The sequence below is a fragment of the Streptomyces sp. NPDC058221 genome (assembly GCF_042882365.1).
GTDB lineage: Bacteria > Actinomycetota > Actinomycetes > Streptomycetales > Streptomycetaceae > Streptomyces.
In genome coordinates this window covers 54,791-71,428 of the sequence record NZ_JBHVWF010000009.1, presented here as the reverse complement: position 1 = coordinate 71,428, position 16,638 = coordinate 54,791, and the positions used below count along the sequence as shown (strand labels likewise).

Here is a 16,638-nt window from a genome sequence, read left to right as displayed (position 1 = left end):
TTCGAAGGGGGCGGGAGGAAGACGTCAGGGTGGTGCGGTGTCACCGACGGCCGTCGGGCCGGGTGGCGGTACGGGCGGCGATGGCCTCACGGTAGAGCGCGGCGGTACCGATCGCCGCCTGCTTCCAGGTGAACCGGGCGAGGACCCGTGCGCGGCCCGCCGCCCCGAGCCTGGCGCGCAGCGCGTCGTCGCCGAGCAGCCGGCCGAGCGCGTCGGCCAGGGCTCCGGCGTCGGCGGGCGGGACGGCCAGACAGGTCTCGCCGTCCGGTCCCGCGACCTCGGGGATCGCCCCGCCGGTGGTGGCGACGAGCGGGGTGCCGGTGGCCATCGCCTCGGCTGCGGGCAGCGAGATACCCTCGTACAGCGAGGGGACACAGGCGATCTGGGCGCTGCGCACCAGGTCGACGAGTTCGGCGTCGCTGATGCCCTTGACGAACTCGACGGCGTCGCCGAGCCCGTGCCGCTCGATGGCCTGCGCGACCGGTCCGTCCTCGGCCCGGCGGCCGACGACCACGAGATGCGCCGCGGGGTTCTCTGCCCGGATCTTGGCGAGCGCCTCGACGAGGTGGACGAGGCCCTTGAGCGGCACGTCTGCGCTGGAGGTGGTGACGATCCGGCCGTCGACCTCGGCGACCGAGGGGTCGGGCGACCACAGGTCGGTGTCGGCGCCGATGTGCACGACGTGGACGCGGCCCTCGTCCACCCCGAGGTGCTCGACGATCTCCTGCTTGGAGGAGCCGGAGACGGTGAGGACGGACGGAAGCCTGCGCGCGACCCGCTTCTGCATCCGGGTGAAGGCGTACCAGCGGCGCACCGAGAGACGGCGGCGGCGGGTCGGGGCGGCGTCCAGGTCGAGCTGCCGGTCGACGGTGATGGGGTGGTGAATGGTGGTGACGAGGGGGGCGCCGAGGTCGGCGAGAAGCCCGTAGCCGAGCGTCTGGTTGTCGTGGATGACGTCGAACTCGCCGCTCCTGGAAGCGAGATGGCGCCGGGCACGCAGGCTGAAGGTGAGCGGCTCGGGGAATCCGCCGGTCCACATGGTGGCGACCTCGGCGGCGTCGATCCAGTCCCGGTACTCACCCCGCTTGGGGGTACGGAACGGGTCGGGGTGCCGGTAGAGGTCCAGGCTCGGCAGCTCGGTGAGCGGCACGCCGTCGTCGAGCACGGGGTAGGGCTGGGCTCCGATGACCTCGACGCTGTGGCCGAGCCGGGAGAGCTCGCGGGCGAGGTGGCGTACGTAGACACCCTGGCCGCCGCAGAAGGGGTTGCCCTTGTAGGTGAGGAGCGCGATGCGCAACGGCCGGTCGCCGTCGGGGCCTGCTCCCGTGTCCGACGTACCGACGCCCGTGCGGGGGCCCGACTCTATGGCCTCAGCGGTCACACTCGGCCCCCTTCTCACTGCGTGTTCGCCGGAGCGTAACCGCTCACGCTAATCTAGAACAAGTTACAGACACGATCGTTCAATGAGCTACGAATCTACCGGCAGGTAGCGTCGGTGCAACGGCCGGATCAGGTGATTCGCGCCACGACACACACCCTGGCATGCTGTGCGCCGCCGCACCGGCCGCCGCGTCCCTCGCGGTCGCGGTCAGAAGCACGGGGATGGGACACATGACAGCGGAAGCCAGACCGGCATCGCCGCCCCTGACGGAACGCCAGGAGGCCCGCCGCCGCCGCATCCTGCACGCCAGCGCCCAGCTCGCCAGCAGGGGCGGGTTCGAGGCCGTCCAGATGCGTGAGGTGGCGGAGGCCGCCGGGGTCGCCCTGGGCACCCTGTACCGCTACTTCCCGTCCAAGGTCCATCTGCTGGTGGCCACCATGCAGGACCAGCTCCAGCACATGCACACGACGCTGCGCAAACGCCCGCCGTCCGGAGCCGACGCGGCGGACCGGGTCGCCGACACCCTGATGCGGGCGTTCCGCGCGCTCCAGCGCGAACCTCATCTGGCGGACGCGATGGTGCGCGCGCTGACCTTCGCGGACCGCAGCGTGAGCCCCGAGGTGGACACCGTCTCGCGGCTCACGACAGCGATCATCCTGGACTCGATGGGGCTCGAACATCCGACACCCGAGCAGCTCTCGGCCGTTCGGGTCATCGAGCACACCTGGCACTCGGCGCTGATCACCTGGCTGTCCGGCCGGGCGTCGATCGCGCAGGTGAAGATAGACATCGAGACGGTGTGCCGGCTGATCGACGTGACGGCGCCGGACCCGGCCGGCTGAGCCGTCCGGGGTGCCGCCCGTGTGCGGCACCCGTACACCTTCCGGGCCAGGTCCTGCGGGTCCCGACCGGCGGCCGGCCTGTCCCGCACGACGTCGCCCCGGACGGCGCCGCCCACGGCGTGAGCGCGCCGCGGCGCTGCGTCCGCACCTGTTGTCGGGCGCGCCGGACCGCTGACGTACCCAGCCCCGCCCCCTCCGGCTCGTCTACTCCTCCGGGGGGAACACCACTTCCCCCGAGTCGGCCAGCGCGATCGTGATCGCCTCGACCGGGCACCCCTCGGCCGCGGCGAGCACCTGCTCACTGGCGTCGGTCTCCGGGTCGACGGGATGGGACTGCCGGGCGGAGTCCAGCCGGAATCCGCCCGGTGCGTGGTTCACGCACATCCCCGCGCCGATGCAGACACCGCGGTCGACCTCCACGCTCCACCGGTCCCCCATCAGGCCCCTCCCCCGTATCCGGCGGGCAGGTGGATCATCTTGTGCTCGAAGTACTCCCCGTACCCCTCGGGCCCGAACTCCCGCCCCACACCGGAGTTCTTGTAGCCCCCGAACGGCCCGAGCATGTCGAGACTGAAGGTGTTCACGCTGTACGTGCCGGTCCTGACCCGGCGCGCGATGTCGATGCCGCGCTCGGTGTCGGCGGTCCAGACGCTGCCGCTGAGCCCGAACTCGGAGTCGTTGGCGATCTTCACGGCCTCGTCCTCGTCGCCGTACGGCAGCAGGCAGATGACCGGGCCGAAGATCTCCTCGCGGGCGATGCGCATGGAGTTGTCCACGTCACCGAAGAGCGTCGGCTCGACGTACCAGCCACGCTCCTGGGAGGCCGGACGGCCGCCCCCGGTCAGCACCTTCGCACCCTCCTCCTGCCCTATCCGGATGTAGTCGAGGGAGCGCTGCTGCTGGCGCCGTGCGACGAGCGGTCCGAGTTCGGTGGCGGGGTCGAGCGGGTCACCGACCTTGAGCGCACCGGCGGCGGCGGCGAACGCCTCGGAGGTCTCCTCGTACCGGGAGCGCGGAACGAGAATCCGGGTCTGGGCCACGCAGGCCTGCCCGTTGATCATCCAGGCGAAGGGGACGATGCCGGCGACGGCGGCGTCCAGATCGGCATCGGGGAGGATCACTGCGGCGGACTTCCCGCCCAGCTCCAGGGTGACGCGGGTGAGATTGCGCGAGGCGACCTCCATGACGCGCCGCCCGGCGGCCACCGAGCCGGTGAACGAGACCTTGTCGACGCCGGGGTGGCCGACCATGTACTCGCTCACCTCGCGGTCGGCGGGCAGGATCGACAGGACGCCCTCGGGCAGCCCGGCCTCGGCGACGATCTCGGCCAGGATGTAGGCGTCCAGCGGTGATTCGGGCGACACCTTCAGGACGGCCGAGCACCCGGCGAGCAGCGCGGGCGCGAGTTTGGCGGCCGCGGTGAACTGCGGCACGTTCCACGGCACGACGGCCGCGACCACCCCGACGGGCTCCCGCCGCACGAGCAGCGGCCCGAGCGCCCCGTCGCGGCGCTCCTCGTACGGGAACGTGCGGGCGACGGTGATCGCCGCGTCCCAGACCATCATCGCGGCGAGGGCCTGCACCATGACGCTGGAGCTGTACGGGGTGCCGTTCTCCGAGCTGATGACCCGGGCGATCTCCTCGTACCGCACGGCGAACGCGTCCTTGATCCGGGTGACGACGGCGATCCGCTCGTCCAGCGTCATCCGGGGCCAGGGGCCCTCGTCGAACGCCCGCCGGGCGGCGGCGACGGCCCGGTCCACATCCCCTTCGGCGGCGTGCGGCACCCGGCCGATGACCTGCTCGGTGTGCGGGGAGATGACCTCGATGACGTCCCGCCCGAGCGGATCGACCAACTCCCCGCCGATGAAAAGTTTTCCGTGTTCGACAAGCTCGCTCATGGCTGCTGCCTCCCGCGACGCGGCGTGTGCCCGACTCCTGGACCCACATCTGACCCTGCGTCAGAACTGATACCAGTTCCAGTTCCAGGAGTCCACGGCTGTGACAACGTCCACGGAACGGACCGACGCCGCAGACTGGTTGCATGAGCGCTTCCCTCCACCACATCGTCATCGACGCACACGACCTGCCCGCCCTGGCCCGCTTCTGGGCCGCCGTCCTGAAATGGCCCGTTCTCTCCGAGCGGGAGCGGGAGGTGGTGATCGGCCCGGACGTGAACGCCCCGGTGGGCATCTGCTTCATGCCCGCTCCCGAGACGAAGTCCGTGAAGAACCGCCTGCATCTCGACCTGACCACGGGGCCGGGCGAAGGCGAGGCGGAGATCGAGCGCATCCTCGCGCTCGGCGCGCGCCGGGCGGACATCGGGCAGACGGGCGAGGAGTCGTGGACCGTGCTCGCGGACCCGGAGGGCAACGAGTTCTGCGTCGTGCGGCCGAAGGCCACCCTGACCGGATAGCCGACGCAGACCGGACAGCCTGCGCGGATCAGATGGTCGACCGGGGCTACCACTGGAACAAGTTCTCGTTACAGTGGACGCGGCGCGTCGTGGCCGTACCCCGCACGCCGCCGAGACCGCGGAGAGATGGGGAGTCCATGACGCAGGTGATGAACCACGGTGGAGGCGTCCACAGCATCAAAGTCCCCATCCCGGACAACCCGTTGGGCCACACCCTGGTCCACGTCCTGGACACGGACCGGGGCCCGGTGCTGATCGACACCGGCTGGGACGACCCGGAGGCCTGGGACACCCTCACGGCCGGGCTCACCACCGTCGGCGTCGACATCGCCGACATCCACGGGGTGGTCATCACCCACCACCACCCGGACCACCACGGCCTCTCCGGCCAGGTGCGCGAGGCGTCCGGGGCCTGGATCGCGATGCATGCCGCGGACACGGCGATCGTCCGCCGCACCCGCGAGTCCGAACCGGGCACCTGGCTCTCGTACCTCGCGCGGAAGCTGGCGACGGTGGGTGCTCCCGAGGACCACATCGCCCCACTGCTGGCCGCCCGCGAGAAGGGCGGCCGGATGCGCACCCTGCCCGGCCTGCGGGCCGCGATCCCGGACCGCGAGATCGTCCCGGGCGAGCTCCTCGACCTGGCGGGCCGCAGGCTCCGGGCGATCTGGACCCCGGGCCACACCCCGGGCCATGTCTGCCTGCACCTGGAGGAGGACCACCCGGCCAACCTCCCCGGCCGCGGCCGCCTCTTCTCCGGCGACCACCTCCTCCCCGGCATCAGCCCCCATGTGGGCCTCTACGAGGACCCGGACGACGCCAACGCCACCGACCCGCTCGGGGACTACCTCGCCTCCCTGGAACGGATCGGCGGCCTGGGCGTCGCCGAGGTGCTCCCGGCCCACCAGCACGCGTTCGCGGACGCGGCAGGCCGCGTACAGGAACTCCTCGTCCACCACGAGGAACGCCTCACCGGCCTGCTGTCCCTGCTGGCCGAACCACTCACGCCGTGGCAGCTGGCCGAACGGATGGAGTGGAACCGCCCCTGGGAGCAAATCCCTTACGGCTCACGGAACATCGCGGTCTCGGAGGCCGAGGCGCATGTGCGCCGGCTGGTGAAGCTGGGGCGCGCGGAGGCGGTGGCGGGGAGCGAGCCGGTGACGTTCGTGGCGGTGTGAGGTCTGCGCCCTCATGCCCGGCGCTCGGCGGTGAGGATTTCGGTGATCTCTCAGGGAGTCAGGACCACCGGCCGGTGTGACGACTGCGATGGCGTGCTGACACCGGACATCGGCCGCCACAACGATCGAGACGGCGCCGCCCTCGTGAGCACGCCGCACCCGAGCGACGCCGAGGCCGTGGCGGTGAGTGCCCTGGAGTGGCTCCTCGCCACCGCACGCCCGACCGGGAGCGGTCTGGCCTGGACGACCAGGCCGAGCGACGACGAACTCAATCCGAGCCTGTACAGCGGCACCGCGGGCGTCGTGCCGGCCCTGCTGGAGGCCGAGCGGCATTTCGGCGACGCCCGGTACGGCGATGCGGCGATGCGCGGCGCACGGAGTATCGCGGCTGCGGTCGGCGGATGGGAGCTCTCCTCACTGTATTTCGGGCTGACCGGGATGGCCGTCGCGCTGCGCGCCGTCCACGAACGGCTGGGCGACGCGGCTGCCGGCGCGGCAGCGACCCGCGCCCTCGGCCTCGTGCGGTCCCGGTTCGACGGGACGCGCTGGGGCCCGCAGTTCGACCTGCTCGGTGGCAATGCCGGAGTCGCGCTCGGGGCCCTGGCCACCGGCGACGTCGAACTGGCCGTCCTCGCAGTGACGCCCTACACGGCAACGCCGGAGACCACCCGGGCAGGCGTCCACGGGGAGACCCGCGTGGGGCGGCCGGCGCGCCTGCACCATTTCTCGCACGGCACGTTGGGCGTCGTACACGCACTTGCGGCAGTCGGCCGTGCGGCGGACCGGGCCGATCTGATCGAGCTCGCGGCGGCCGGAGCCGCGGATGTGGTGGCCCGGAACGAGGCCGGCCCGGAGGGGTTCCTCGTGCCGCACTCGGACCCTCAGGACCAGCCCGAGCGCAACGAGCGCTACAGCTACGGCTGGTGCAACGGCCCAGCAGGCGACGCACAGGCGTTCCGGTTGCTGGGCGAAGTACTGGGCGGCCCTGCGTGGTCGGCGCTCACCGACCGCTGCTGGCACACCCTCACCCATTCCGGCCTCCCCCGACGCCTGCGTCCCGGCTTCTGGGACAACAGCGGGCGGTGTTGCGGCACAGCGGGCGTGCTCGCGTTCGCCTGCGACCGATACGTCGAACACGGCGACGGCCTGGACTTCGCGCAGGTCCTCGTCGCGGACCTCCTGGCCCGGGCCACGGGGGACACGGCCGGCGCGCGGTGGTCGAACACCGAGCACCGGACCGCACCGAGCACCCTTGAGCCCACGCCAGGGTGGGCGATGGGCAACGCCGGCATCGTCCGCGAACTGCTCCGCTTCGCGCGGATCGGCACCGGCGCCGACCCGGGCTACGCGGTCACCTGGCCAGATCATCCGGCGACCTCCCGCCGAAGGTCTTGCTGAGATGATTCGGGCCTCCTGCCCCTGTGGGCCGAACCACTGCCGACAGGCGCGGGACAGGGCAGAATCCTCGTCGTGACGATCACCGCGCGCGAACTCAACCGGGCCACCCTCAGCCGTCAGCTACTCCTGGAGCGCGCGCCGTTGACCGTTCCCGAGGGGGTGCGGCGGGTGGTCGCGCTCCAGGCGCAGCACCCGGCCTCGCCGTACGTGGCCCTGTGGAACCGGCTCACCGGTTTCGCTCCGGCCGATCTCGACGCCGCCTTCGCCGCGCGATCGGTGGTCAAGGCGACGCTGATGCGGATCACCCTGCACGCCGTGCACGCCGAGGACTACCCGGCCTTCCGCGCGGCGATGCAGCCCACGCTGTACGCCTCCCGGCTCGGGTCCCGATTCGCCGCCGCGGGGCTGACTCCCGCGGACGCCGAGGAGCTGGTGACTGAACTGCTGGCGTTCGCCGACCGGCCGCGGACCTCGGCCCAGATGCAGGCGTGGGCCGAGGAGCGGCTCGGGCCCGAGAAGAAGGACGGGGCGTGGTGGGGGCTGAAGGGTTACGCGCCCCTGCATCACGCCCCGACGGATGCGCTCTGGACGTTCGGCCACCGGCCGTCCTTCATCGCAGCCGGAACGGGGCCCGCGCCCGCCGGCCGGGCCGTCGATCCGCAGGCACTGGAGACCCTGATTCTGCGCTATCTGGCGGGATTCGGGCCCGCGTCGGTCGGTGACGTGGCGCAGTTCGCCATGGTGCAGCGGACGGCCGTGCGCGCAGCGCTCCAGCTCCTGGGCGACGCCGTCGAGCAGCTGCGTGGGCCTGACGGCGGCGTGCTGTTCGACGTCCCGGGGGCGTCCCGGCCAGCCGCCGGTACGCCCGCCCCTCCTCGGCTCATGGCCATGTGGGACAGCACTCTGCTGGCTTACGCCGACCGCAGCCGGGTGATACCGCCGGACTTCCGGCCCCTGGTGATCCGGCGCAACGGCGACGTACTGCCCACCCTGCTGGTGGACGGATACGTGGCCGGGGTGTGGCGCTCCACGGCCGACGGCATCGAGGCCACGGCCTTCCAACCGCTGTCACCCGCCACCTGGGACGGACTCGCCGCGGAGGCCCGGTCGTTGACGGCCCTCCTCGACGGACGTGAGGTCGCGGTCTACAGCCGCTACCACCACTGGTGGCCCAAGCTCCCCGAGGCCGAGGTGCGGATGCTGTGACCGGCGCGGTCGCCGCTCAGGCCGGGTTGACGTCACTGCCCGCCCGGCGTCACTGGTTCTCGGCGATGAATCCGGCCAGCGCGGCCGCCACAGCGCCTGGCTGTTCGTCCGGGATGAAGTGTCCTGCGTCCGGCACGACGGCCCCGGTGGCGTTGTCGGCCCACGGCGCGATGGAGGCTGCCATGTCGGGAACGGAGCCGTGGCTGCTGGAGATCCCGAGCACCGGCACCGTCAGGTGCTGTCGTTCAAGGGCCTCGTGGTTCTTCCGCGCCGATTCGGCGGCGTCCCGGTAGTAGGCCAGGGAGGCGCGGAGTCCGCCGTCGGCGGCGAGGGCCCTGGCGTACTGCTCGATCTCCGCCTCGCCGAAGGTGCCGGGGGAAAGGGCCTTGGCCTTCAGGAACCAGCTGACGTACTCGCGTTCACGGCCTTCGAGCAGCGTCTCGGGGAGGTCGGGCACGAGATGGAATGCGAAATGCCAGGTCTTCCACGCCTTCGCGGGGTCGGTCGGGATGGAGTCGGGGAGTGTGATGCCCGGGATTCCGGCGTCGAGCAGCGCGAGGCCACGCAGCCGGCTCCCGTACTTCAGGGCCAGGGAGAAGGCGACCCAGGCGCCGATGTCGTGGGCGGCCAGCGAGTATTCCTGGACTCCGAGCGCTTCCACCGCGGCGTGGACGTGTGCGGCGACCGTGTGCGTGTCGTAGCTGCCTTCCGGGCGTTCCGAGTGGCCCTGGCCCGGCAGGTCGACCGCTATGACGTGGTACCTCTCGGCCAGGGCGGGCATCACCCTTCGCCAGGCCCACCAGGTCTGCGGGAATCCGGCGAGCAGTACGACGGCCGGCCCGTTCCGCTGACCGCCCTCGACCGCATGAAGCCGGACACCGCCGGCGTCGACCCAGCGGTGGGTGAATCCGGCCAGGTCGTGCAGCGGCAGGCCGGGGACCGGATGGCCGGAGACGTGGGCGGTGATCGCAGGATCAGTCATGGTTTCTTCCATGCGTGGAGCCTACTCATCTTGAACTGTTTAGTTCAAGATGAGATGATCGGCGGCACAGGGGCAGAGCGGCAGCGAGGTGCGGTATGGCCGGCAAGAAGCAGTTCGACACCGACACGGCACTCGATGCCGCCATGATCCAGTTCTGGCGGGCCGGCTACGCCGACACCTCGGTGGACGACCTGTCCCGGGCGACCGGGCTCAACCGCAGCTCCATCTACTCCTCCCTCGGGGACAAGGACACGCTCTTCATGCGCTGTCTGGAGCGCTACGCCACGCGCTACGGAGGGAGGTACGACGCCGCACTGTCCTGTGCCGCCGACCGGCCGCTCGCAGCCGTGCGGGCCTTCTTCGAGGTCACCCTGGAACGCATCGCGGACCCCGGTGTGCCCGACGGCTGCCTGGTGGCCCAGTCCGCCATGGCGGTCCCGGTACTGAGCTCGGCCCTCGCCGCGCGCACGAGGGAGGCGGTCGGCTTCCAGCGCTCCCGGCTGCGCACCGCACTGAAGGCCGGCGGATTGCACGACGGGACAGCCGAGGCCTTCGCCCTCCACATCGCGGCCGTGAACCAGTCCCTTGCCGTCATGAGCAGAGCCGGGGCGGGCGCGGAGCAACTGCGCGCCATCGTGGACGTGACCCTCGACGCGCTCGCGCAGACCCTCGGCGTGAGCAGCAGTGAAGGCAACTGGCCGGCGCCTGACGAGGGTTGACGGACCTCACCCCGGAACCGCCTCATAGCCACGCCCAGCACGCGCCCCGGGGCGGACCCAGGACCGGGTACGGACATGACCCGGCGCGCCGATACCCGCGCCGGGCCCTACCCGGCTTCGTGCCCGGTGGCCGGCTGCGGCCCGGTGGGCGTGGCGGTCAACGCGCCCGGTACCAGGTGGTCGAACCCGGACACGCGGCAGGGGACTGTCGTCGACGGGGACCGGGCCGATGTCACGTGTGTCGGCGGCCGGGGTCGAACGGCGCTGCAGCCACCAGGCGCAGAGGGCTCCCAGCACGAAGGCCGGCGGAACGCCGGCGGCCGTGACAACGAGAGCGTTGCCCACGTCGTGGGCGGCCAGGCTCGCGACGAAGCCGACGCCGGAGAGGGCCGCGCCGGTCACGACCCAGACCGTGATCTGCCAGGCGGCCAGGGCTCCCGACGGGCCCGCCCGGTAGAGTGTGCGAGTCGTCATCATGCCCGTTCAGGGGGAAGCCGGTGCGAATCCGGCACTGACCCGCAGCCGTGACCGCCTCACCTGGCGGGAGTCGGAATGCCCTGTACGTGTCGTGACCGGCTCGCGCCATCGGAACCCCGGTGGCCGGCACCGTCGAGGTATACGGAGCCGGAGCCTGGTGCCTGTGTGTGCCTGTGCCCGGTTTCCCACAGGAGAGGCCCCGCCCGCCATGACCGTACGCCGCAGCGCAGCTGCGCTCGCCGCCACCGCCACCGTGCTATGTGCGGCCGCGGCCGCAGCCCCGTCCGCGGTCGCCGCACCGTCCCCCTCCCCCTCGCCGTCCGCCGCGCTGCCCTCGGGGCTGTACGGCACGACGGACCCGACGTACGACGGGGTGTGGCGGCAGTCGCTGGCCTTCGTCTCGCAGCGGGCCGTGGGCGTCATGCCCGCCAAGAAGGCGGTGGACTGGCTGATCGGCCAGCAGTGCGACAGCGGGGCGTTTCCCGCGTACCGGCCCGACTCCTCCGTGCCGTGCAACGACAAGACCATGATCGACACCAATGCGACGGCGGCGGCCGTGCAGGCGCTGCACGAGGTCGGCGGGCACAAGGATCTCGTCGCCACCGGGGTCGACTGGCTGAAGTCCGTGCAGAACAAGGACGGCGGCTGGGGCTACACCGCCGGCGGGACCAGTGACGCGAACTCCACCTCCATCGTGATCGGCGCCCTCGCCCGCGCCGGGGAGCGGCTAGGCGATGTGACGACGGACGGCGGCAGGACCCCGTACGACGCCCTGCTCACCTTCGCCATCCCGTGCGGCGGCAAGGACGGCGGCGCCTTCGCCTACCAGCCCGACAAGGCAGGCAAGCTCGCCGCCAACGGGGACGCCACCGCGGCCGGTGTGCTCGGCTCGCTCGGCAAGGGGCTCGTCGTCGGCAACAACGCCGCGGTCAAGGCCCCCACCTGCAGCAAGGACACCCCGCTCAAGCCGGAGCAGGCCGCCCAGAACGGGGCCCACTACCTCGCCGGGGCCCTCGCGAAGACCGGTCACCTCGACCTGGCGCCGATGCCGGGGGCTGAGGACGACAGCCCGCAGCCCGACTTCGGCAACACCGCGGACGCGGTCGTCGCCCTGTCCGCCTCCGGTCACAAGGACAAGGCCGCGGCGTCCGTGGACTGGCTGGCGAAGAACTCGGCCGGCTGGGCGAAGCAGAGCGGTCCGGCCGCCTACGCGCAGCTGGTCATGGCCGCCCACTCGACCGGCGCCGATGTGCACGACTTCGGCGGCGCCGACCTCGTCGCCCAGCTGAACGCGACCGGGCCCGCGCCCGCCTCCGTGAAGAAGAAGCCGACGGCGAGCGCCACCGAGGAGGAGGAGAAGAAGGACAGCGGCGACGGCGACGGCATCGGCGGTGTCTGGTGGTTCGTCGGGATCGGTCTCGCCGTCGGCGCGGGCGCCGGATTCCTGATCAGCGGCCGCCGGAAGAACCAGCAGCTGTGAGGCGCGCCGGAAGGGCCACCGCGCTGCTGGTCCTGGGTGCCGTCCTGGCGGTGCTCGGCACGGGCACGGCCCAGGCGGCGGGCTACCGCTACTGGTCCTTCTGGGAGGGTTCCGGCAGCGGGTGGACGTACGCCACCCAGGGGCCGTCCCTGCTCCGGCCGGACGACGGCGCCGTGCAGGGCTTCCGGTTCTCCGTGAGCGCCGACTCGCAGGACGCGGCGAAGCCGCGCCGCTCCCCCGGCTTCGCGAAGATCTGCGCGGACACGCCCGCCAAGGGCGGCACCAAACGGGTCGCGCTCGTCATCGACCCCGGCACCGCCGCCGACGCGCCGGCCGGGGAGACGCCGCCCCCGCCACGCACGGCGTGCGCGCAGGTCCCGAAGGACGCGAGCAGTGCGGAGGCGCTCGCGTCGGTGGCGAAGCCGCTGCGTTACGGGAACGACGCACTGCTCTGCGCGATCTCCGGCTATCCGGTCCAGGGCTGCGGTGAGCAGGTCTCCGACAGCGGGGACAGCAGCCGGCCGGCCACGGCGAGCGCGTCCTCGCCCACATCCGCTTCGGCCGCCACCGGCAGCGGCGGTTCCGGCGGCGGCCCGTCCGCCGGGGTTCTCGTCGGGGTCGGCGCCGTCCTTCTGCTCGGCATCGCCGCAGTCGCGCAGGCCCGCCGCCGCCGCGGATGAGCGGCCCGACGGACGCCGCCGGGGACTCCCGGACGGCCGGTATCGCGGTCCGCGCCGCGGACGCCCCGGACCCCTCCGGTCACCGCGCCTGGCGCGCCCCCGCAGCGACCCGGAGCAACGCGCTGCCCGCCGGGGCCTGGTGGCTGTGGGCGCTCGGGCTCGCGACCGCCGCGTCCCGGACCACCAATCCGCTGCTGCTCGGCCTGCTGGTGGGCGTGGCGGGATATGTGGTGGCCGCGCGCCGGACGGATGCGCCGTGGGCCCGGTCGTACGGGGCGTTCATCAAGATCGGGCTGTTCGTCATCGGGGTGCGGCTGCTGTTCTCGGTCTTCCTCGGTTCGCCGATCCCGGGCACGCACGAGGTGTTCACCCTGCCCGAGGTGCCGCTGCCGGACTGGGCGAAGGGGGTCAGGATCGGCGGCCGGGTCACCGCCGAGCAGCTGCTCTTCGCGCTGTACGACGGGGCGAAACTGGCCACCCTGCTGATCTGTGTCGGCGCGGCGAACTCGCTCGCCAACCCGGCCCGGCTGCTGAAGTCGCTGCCCGGTGCGCTGTACGAAGCCGGAGTCGCCGTCGTCGTCGCGATGACGTTCGCGCCGAACATGGTCGCCGACGTGGTGCGGCTGCGCACCGCCCGCCGGCTGCGCGGCCGGCCGACCGGGGGCGTCGGGGCCGTGCTCCAGATCGGGCTGCCGGTCCTGGAGGGCGCGCTGGAGCGTTCGGTCGCGGTGGCGGCCTCGATGGACGCGCGCGGTTACGGGCGCACCGCGCAGGTGCCGGCCGCCGTCCGGCACACCACGAACGTCCTCACCCTGGGCGGGCTGCTCGGGGTGTGCGCCGGTACGTACGGGCTGCTGGCCGCGCAGGGTGCGGTGTACGGGCTGCCGCTGCTGATCGCCGGGCTGGTCGCGGCGATGGCCGGGCTGCGGCTCGGCGGGGCGCGTTCGGTGCGGACCCGCTACCGGCCCGACCGGTGGGGCGTACGGGCCTGGCTGGTCGCGGGCTCCGGAGCGGCGGTCGCGGTGGCGATGATCTGGGCGGGCGGCGCGGATCCTGCGGCGCTGCACCCCGGTGTCGTGCCGCTGACCGCGCCGGTGCTGCCGCTGTGGCCCGCAGCCGCGGTGCTGATCGGTCTGCTGCCCGCGCTGGTCGCGCCCGTTCCGCCCTCCCCCACAGGCTTCGAGGAGCAGCTGTGATCAGGTTCGACGATGTTTCGGTGCGGTACGAGGGCACGGAGCGGCCCACCTTGTCGGGGGTCGATCTGAGCGTCCCGGAGGGTGAGCTGGTGCTGCTCATCGGCCCTTCGGGGGTCGGTAAGTCGACATTGCTGGGCGCCGTGTCGGGGCTCGTGCCGCACTTCACCGGCGGCCGCCTGACCGGGCGGGTCACCGTCGGCGGGCGCGACACCCGTACGCACAAGCCGCGTGAGCTCGCCGATCTCGTCGGCACGGTGGGCCAGGACCCGCTCTCCCACTTCGTGACCGACACGGTCGAGGACGAGCTCGCATACGGCATGGAGTCGCTGGGCCTGGCCCCGGACGTGATGCGGCGGCGGGTCGAGGAGACGCTCGATCTGCTGGGCCTCGCCGGGCTGCGCGACCGGCCGATCGCCACGCTCTCCGGCGGTCAGCAGCAGCGGGTCGCGATCGGCTCGGTCCTCACCCCGCACCCCCGGGTCCTGGTGCTGGACGAGCCGACGTCCGCGCTGGACCCGGCGGCGGCCGAGGAGGTCCTCGCGGTGCTCCAGCGGCTCGTCCACGACCTGGGGACGACGGTCCTGATGGCGGAGCACCGGCTGGAGCGCGTGGTGCAGTACGCCGACCAGGTCGTCCTGCTGCCCTCGCCGGGCGCCGCCCCGGTGATGGGCGCACCCGCCGATGTCATGGCGGTGTCGCCGGTTCATCCGCCGGTGGTGGCGCTGGGGCGGCTCGCGGGCTGGGACCCGTTGCCACTCTCGGTCCGGGACGCCAGGCGGCGGGCCTCGGACATGCGGGAGCGTCTCGCGGGTGTGCCGCCGGGGCCGGTCGGCGGTGCGGACGGGCCGCGGCTGCCGGCCGGGGTGAGCGCCGCGCCGCGCCCCGCCGTGCGGCGGTCCGCCCTGGGCCGGCTGTTCGGCCGGGGTACGCAGGAGACCGCGGCCGCCGGGCCCGTCACCGACGCCACCACCCGGATCGAGCGCCTCGGTGTGCGGCGCGGCCGGATCGAGGCGCTGCGCCGGGTGACCCTCACGGTCGCGCCGGGCGAGACCGTCGCACTGATGGGACGTAACGGCGCGGGCAAGTCCACCCTGCTCGCCGCCCTCGTGGGCATGGTCGAGCCCACCTCCGGCACGGTCCTGGTCGGTGGCCGGACCCCGCACCGCACGCCGCCGCGCGAGATGGTGCGCCGGGTCGGCCTCGTACCGCAGGAGCCACGCGATCTGCTGTACGCGGACACCGTCGCCGCCGAGTGCGCGGCGGCCGACACCGACGCGGGCGCCGCACCGGGCAGCTGCCGGGCGCTGGTGTCCGAGCTGCTGCCCGGCGTGCCGGACGACACCCACCCCCGTGATCTCTCCGAGGGACAGCGGCTCGCCCTGGCGCTCGCCCTCGTGCTCACCGCCCGGCCCCCGCTGCTGCTCCTGGACGAGCCGACCCGGGGCCTGGACTACGCGGCGAAGGCCCGGCTCGTCGGGGTGCTGCGCACCCTGGCGGCCGAGGGCCACGCGATCGTGCTGGCCACCCATGACGTGGAGCTGGCCGCCGAGCTGGCCCACCGGGTGGTGGTCCTCGCCGACGGGGAGGTGGTGGCGGACGGGCCGACCCCGGAGGTCGTGGTGTCGTCCCCGGCGTTCGCCCCGCAGATCGCGAAGATCCTGGCCCCGCAGGAGTGGCTCACCGTGACCCAGGTGCGCGAGGCACTGGGGGGCGGCGCGTGAGCGGCACGAAGGGCCGGGGTGCCCGTCCGGTGCGGCTCGGGCCGCGTGCCGTCGCCGCGCTGGTGCTGATCAGCGCGATCGGGGTGGTCGCCTTCGGCTGGCCGCTGCTGGCCGGGGCCGATTCGGGTCTCGCCCATTCGCAGGACGCGCCGTGGCTGTTCGCCGCGCTGCTGCCGCTGCTGGTCGGGGTGGTGGTCGCGATGATCGCGGACGCCGGGCTCGACGCGAAGGCGGTGGCGATGCTGGGGGTGCTGGCCGCGGTCGGCGCCGCGCTGCGGCCGCTGGGGGCGGGCACGGCGGGGCTTGAGCCGATGTTCTTCCTGATGGTGCTGAGCGGTCGGGTACTGGGTCCCGGTTTCGGCTTCGTGCTCGGGTCGGTGACGATGTTCGCCTCCGCGCTGCTCACCGGCGGGGTGGGCCCGTGGATGCCGTTCCAGATGCTGTCGATGGGCTGGTTCACGATGGGCGCGGGGCTGCTGCCCGCGCCGGACCGGCTGCGGGGGCGCGCCGAGCTGCTGATGCTGGCGGCGTACGGGGCGGTCGCGGCGTTGGCGTACGGGACGGTCATGAATCTGTACGGCTGGACCATCGTGCCGGGCCTCGGCTCGGGTATCTCCTTCCATCCCGGTGACGCGCTGGCCGACAACCTGGTGCGCTTCCTCGCCTACTGCACGGCCACCTCGCTCGGCTGGGACCTGGGCCGGTCCGTGCTCACCGTCGTGCTGACGCTGACCGTCGGGGCGGCGCTGCTGAAGGCACTGCGCCGCGCCACCCGCCGCGCCGCCTTCGAGGCCCAGGTCACATTCGGGGTCCCGGACGAGTGAGGGCACCCACAGGACCTTGGTCCTGTACGAAGCGGAATAGGAGCCGCCGGGATCGTACGCAACCCCCCACTTCGCCCCCTCCGAGCTGCTATGAAGCGTTTTGGGCTGGTTCGGGACCTTCGGTCCTGGGTGCGAAGC

At 72.8% G+C, this 16,638-nt stretch carries 16 protein-coding genes and 1 riboswitch; of the genes, 11 read left to right on the top strand and 5 right to left on the bottom strand.

Features of this window, described 5'->3' with window-relative positions; genetic code table 11:
- Positions 1-40: 40 nt before the first annotated feature.
- Positions 41-1,381, bottom strand: coding sequence for a glycosyltransferase family 4 protein (locus ACFVW8_RS05345; RefSeq protein ID WP_389686247.1), 1,341 nt, complete (start codon positions 1,379-1,381; stop codon positions 41-43).
- Positions 1,382-1,611: 230 nt separating this feature from the next.
- Between ACFVW8_RS05345 and ACFVW8_RS05340 the strand changes: the two genes are divergently transcribed.
- Positions 1,612-2,223 (top strand): TetR family transcriptional regulator, encoded by a 612-nt coding sequence (locus ACFVW8_RS05340; RefSeq protein ID WP_389686246.1) that lies wholly within the window; start codon positions 1,612-1,614, stop codon positions 2,221-2,223.
- 204 nt (positions 2,224-2,427) lie between these two features.
- On the opposite strand, the gene ACFVW8_RS05335 is transcribed toward ACFVW8_RS05340, so the two are convergent.
- Positions 2,428-2,661, bottom strand: a complete 234-nt coding sequence (locus tag ACFVW8_RS05335; RefSeq protein WP_389686245.1) for a ferredoxin — start codon at positions 2,659-2,661, stop codon at positions 2,428-2,430.
- A complete protein-coding gene (locus ACFVW8_RS05330) occupies positions 2,661-4,124 on the bottom strand; it encodes an aldehyde dehydrogenase (RefSeq protein ID WP_389686244.1) in 1,464 nt (487 codons plus the stop codon). Before ACFVW8_RS05330 ends, ACFVW8_RS05335 begins: the two co-directional genes overlap by 1 nt.
- Positions 4,125-4,267: 143 nt before the next feature.
- On the opposite strand from ACFVW8_RS05330, the gene ACFVW8_RS05325 reads away from it, so the two are divergent.
- From ACFVW8_RS05325 to ACFVW8_RS05310, 4 genes are all read left to right on the top strand, one after another.
- A complete protein-coding gene (locus tag ACFVW8_RS05325; RefSeq protein WP_389686243.1) occupies positions 4,268-4,639 on the top strand; it encodes a VOC family protein in 372 nt (123 codons plus the stop codon).
- A 137-nt stretch (positions 4,640-4,776) separates the two neighbouring features.
- Positions 4,777-5,817: an MBL fold metallo-hydrolase gene (locus tag ACFVW8_RS05320; protein WP_389686242.1), complete on the top strand. Its 1,041-nt coding sequence runs from the start codon at positions 4,777-4,779 to the stop codon at positions 5,815-5,817.
- Positions 5,818-5,961: 144 nt separating this feature from the next.
- On the top strand, positions 5,962-7,215 hold the full coding sequence (locus tag ACFVW8_RS05315; protein WP_389686241.1) for a lanthionine synthetase LanC family protein: 1,254 nt from the start codon (positions 5,962-5,964) through the stop codon (positions 7,213-7,215).
- Between the two features lie 72 nt (positions 7,216-7,287).
- Positions 7,288-8,421: a winged helix DNA-binding domain-containing protein gene (locus ACFVW8_RS05310; RefSeq protein ID WP_389686240.1), complete on the top strand. Its 1,134-nt coding sequence runs from the start codon at positions 7,288-7,290 to the stop codon at positions 8,419-8,421.
- Positions 8,422-8,470: 49 nt separating this feature from the next.
- Here ACFVW8_RS05310 and ACFVW8_RS05305 read toward each other — a convergent pair whose 3' ends face one another.
- Positions 8,471-9,403: an alpha/beta fold hydrolase gene (locus tag ACFVW8_RS05305; protein WP_389686239.1), complete on the bottom strand. Its 933-nt coding sequence runs from the start codon at positions 9,401-9,403 to the stop codon at positions 8,471-8,473.
- A 95-nt stretch (positions 9,404-9,498) separates the two neighbouring features.
- On the opposite strand from ACFVW8_RS05305, the gene ACFVW8_RS05300 reads away from it, so the two are divergent.
- A complete protein-coding gene (locus ACFVW8_RS05300) occupies positions 9,499-10,122 on the top strand; it encodes a TetR/AcrR family transcriptional regulator (RefSeq protein WP_389686238.1) in 624 nt (207 codons plus the stop codon).
- 6 nt (positions 10,123-10,128) lie between these two features.
- Here the strand turns inward: ACFVW8_RS05300 and ACFVW8_RS05295 are convergent, their stop codons facing one another.
- Positions 10,129-10,596, bottom strand: a complete 468-nt coding sequence (locus tag ACFVW8_RS05295) for a hypothetical protein (protein ID WP_389686237.1) — start codon at positions 10,594-10,596, stop codon at positions 10,129-10,131.
- A gap of 11 nt (positions 10,597-10,607) precedes the next feature.
- Positions 10,608-10,680, top strand: a riboswitch (cobalamin riboswitch).
- Between the two features lie 127 nt (positions 10,681-10,807).
- Here ACFVW8_RS05295 and ACFVW8_RS05290 point away from each other — a divergent pair.
- From ACFVW8_RS05290 to ACFVW8_RS05270, 5 genes are read left to right on the top strand one after another with little or no spacing between them, the layout of a single operon-like run.
- Entirely contained in the window at positions 10,808-12,079 is a 1,272-nt protein-coding gene (locus ACFVW8_RS05290) for a prenyltransferase/squalene oxidase repeat-containing protein (RefSeq protein ID WP_389686236.1), read from the top strand.
- Positions 12,076-12,759 carry an SCO2322 family protein gene (locus ACFVW8_RS05285; RefSeq protein ID WP_389686235.1) on the top strand — a complete coding sequence of 228 codons (684 nt, stop codon included), beginning with the start codon at positions 12,076-12,078 and terminating at the stop codon, positions 12,757-12,759. The genes ACFVW8_RS05290 and ACFVW8_RS05285 overlap by 4 nt, the downstream gene beginning before the upstream one ends.
- On the top strand, positions 12,756-13,955 hold the full coding sequence (locus ACFVW8_RS05280; protein WP_389686234.1) for an energy-coupling factor transporter transmembrane component T: 1,200 nt from the start codon (positions 12,756-12,758) through the stop codon (positions 13,953-13,955). Before ACFVW8_RS05285 ends, ACFVW8_RS05280 begins: the two co-directional genes overlap by 4 nt.
- The gene (locus tag ACFVW8_RS05275) at positions 13,952-15,676 is read left to right on the top strand and encodes an ABC transporter ATP-binding protein (protein ID WP_389686233.1); all 1,725 of its coding nucleotides are present in this window, start codon (positions 13,952-13,954) and stop codon (positions 15,674-15,676) included. Before ACFVW8_RS05280 ends, ACFVW8_RS05275 begins: the two co-directional genes overlap by 4 nt.
- Complete coding sequence (locus ACFVW8_RS05270) at positions 15,673-16,500, top strand: ECF transporter S component (protein ID WP_389686232.1); 828 nt, start codon at positions 15,673-15,675, stop codon at positions 16,498-16,500. Before ACFVW8_RS05275 ends, ACFVW8_RS05270 begins: the two co-directional genes overlap by 4 nt.
- The last annotated feature ends 138 nt before the right edge of the window (positions 16,501-16,638 follow it).